The organism is Bradyrhizobium sp. (assembly GCF_035701725.1).
GTDB lineage: Bacteria > Pseudomonadota > Alphaproteobacteria > Rhizobiales > Xanthobacteraceae > Bradyrhizobium.
The window spans coordinates 1-2,409 of sequence record NZ_DASSRP010000196.1; the positions used below are offsets into that span (position 1 = coordinate 1).

The 2,409-nt window shown below is 65.0% G+C and carries 3 protein-coding genes; 2 read left to right on the forward strand and 1 reads right to left on the reverse strand.

Features of this window, described 5'->3' with window-relative positions:
* A partial coding sequence (locus VFL62_RS11350) for a 50S ribosomal protein L11 methyltransferase (protein WP_325172470.1) occupies window positions 1–400 on the forward strand: 400 nt, incomplete at its 5' end.
* A gap of 123 nt (window positions 401–523) precedes the next feature.
* Here the strand turns inward: VFL62_RS11350 and VFL62_RS11355 are convergent.
* Window positions 524–706, reverse strand: coding sequence for a hypothetical protein (locus VFL62_RS11355; protein ID WP_325172471.1), 183 nt, complete (start codon window positions 704–706; stop codon window positions 524–526).
* A 210-nt stretch (window positions 707–916) separates the two neighbouring features.
* On the opposite strand from VFL62_RS11355, the gene VFL62_RS11360 reads away from it, so the two are divergent.
* A partial coding sequence (locus VFL62_RS11360; RefSeq protein ID WP_325172472.1) for a M24B family metallopeptidase occupies window positions 917–2,409 on the forward strand: 1,493 nt, incomplete at its 3' end.

Consider the following 2,409-nt stretch of genomic DNA (forward strand, 5'->3'; position numbering starts at 1 on the left):
AACCGGGGTCTTGGCGATCGCCGCCGCCAAGGCGCTGCGGGCCCAAGTCCTCGCCAGCGACATCGACGCGCTGTCGGTGAAGGTGGCGGCCGAAAACGCCCGCCTCAACGGCGTCGGCCCGTTCGTGGAGGTCCGTTGCGGAAGCGGCTTCTCGGCGCCGCGTTTGCGGGAGCGACAGCCTTTCGATCTGATCCTCGCCAATATTCTCGCCAATCCGCTGCGGCAGATGGCAACGCCGATGTCGCAGCACCTTACCGGCGGGGCGCGGGTGATCCTGTCGGGGCTGTTGTCGGCTCAGGCGCCGGGCGTGATTGCGGCCTATCGGGCCCGCGGCCTGATCCTGGAACGGCACATCCGGATCGAAGGCTGGAGCAGCCTGTTGCTGTGCAAGGTGCGCTGAGAGCTTGATCGGAAACCCTCATGGTGAGGAGGAGCGAAGCGACATCTCGAACCATGAGGCCCCACCCGGGCCTTCATCCTTCGAGACGCGGCGCGGGCGCCGCTCCTCAGGATGAGGGTTTGGTCACTTCTCCGGCTTCTGCTTCTCCTGGCCTGAGCTATCGGCGGCGGCCATGCGCTTGACGCGCGCCTCGACGAAACGATCCAGAAATTGAACGATCACGCTGCGCGGCTTTTCCGCAGCGGGCTGAGCGGAAGGTACGCGGTCGATCGGCGGCGAAATCTTCTCAAAGGTGAAGACGGGCATGATTGATCCCTCGACGCTGGTCAGAGACTCGAAAACTGCCTTGGAATTCCACCCGAAGATTTCCTTTGAACGCGCCGTGACATGGGACGTCACGAAACATTCAAGCCCGTCTCACGCAGGTGCAGCAATTCAATCACAATAAATTCGGAATCGGAAGCGAATTGAGTCGGTTACCCAGCCTTCCACGGAAGAAGATGGTACTATCGTCCAATGTTTGAGGCCCTGTTCCAAACCTTCGAAGAACCCGAAACCGGCGTCGCGCTGACCGCGCGCCTGTCAGCATTCCGCGAGGAACTGACAAGGCACAACCTGACCGGGTTCGTGATCCCCCGCGCCGACCAGCAGCAGAACGAATATGTCGCTCCGTCGGAAGAACGGCTGGCGTGGCTGACCGGTTTCACCGGATCGGCCGGAATGGCCATCGTGCTCGCCCACGAGGCGGCCGTGTTCGTCGACGGACGCTACATGCTGCAAGCCGCCAAGCAGGTCGATACCAAAGCGTGGAGCGTCCAGTCGCTGGTCGATCCGCCGCCGGACACCTGGCTCGCCGCGCATCTCGCCGCCGGCGATCGCCTCGGCTTCGACCCATGGCTGCATACGACGGCCTCGGCCGAAAGGCTTGGCCAGGCATGCGCCAAGGCGGGCGCGGAGCTGGTTCCGGTCGATCACAATCCACTCGATGCGATCTGGACCGAACGACCGGCGCTGCCGCTCGCTCCCGTCGCCCTGCACGGGACGCAATTCTCCGGCGAAGTGGAAGCCGACAAGCTGAAGCGGATCGAGGCCGAGATCGCCAAGCTCGACGCCGACGCGCTGGTGCTGTCGGACAGCCACGCGGTGGCCTGGACCTTCAACATCCGCGGCGCCGACGTCGCGCATACGCCGTTGCCTCTGTCTTACGCGCTGGTGCCGAAGAGCGGCCGGCCGACGCTGTTCATCGATCACCGAAAACTCTCCAACAGCGTGCGCGATCATCTGGAACGGATCGCGACCGTGGTCGAGCCCGGCGCGCTGACGCCAAAACTGGTCGAGCTGTCGAAGAGCGGCGCTGCGATCGCGCTCGATAGCGCCACCGCCGCCGATGCGCTGACGCGCCTGATCACGTCCGCCGGCGGCAAACCGATCCGCGGCGCCGATCCCGTCAGCCTGCTCAAGGCGGTGAAGAACGACACGGAAATTGCCGGCACCAAAGCCGCGCACCGCCGCGACGCGATTGCGCTGGCGCGCTTTCTCGCCTTCATCGATCGCGAGGCGCCCTCCGGCAACCTCACCGAAATCGATGTGGTCGAGGCGCTCGAAACCTTCCGCCGCGACACCGGCGCGCTGAAGGATGTGTCGTTCCCGACGATTTCCGGCACCGGGCCGAACGGCGCCATCGTGCACTATCGCGTCACCCGCAAGAGCAACCGCCGCATCGCGCGCGGCGATCTGCTGTTGATCGATTCCGGCGCGCAATATGAGGACGGCACCACCGACGTCACCCGCACGATTGCGATCGGCGAGCCGACAACGGAGATGCGCGACCGCTTCACCCGCGTGCTGCGCGGCCACATTGCCATCGCACGAGCGCTTTTTCCCGACGGCACGTCAGGCGCACAGCTCGACACGCTGGCGCGGCAATATCTATGGCAGGCCGGCGTCGACTTCGAGCACGGCACGGGTCACGGCGTCGGCAGCTATCTCAGCGTGCACGAGGGACCTGC

Excerpts from the sequence above, each read along its gene's own strand:
- VFL62_RS11355 (WP_325172471.1), bottom strand. The coding sequence starts at position 706 with ATGCCCGTCTTCACCTTTGAGAAGATTTCGCCGCCGATCGACCGCGTA.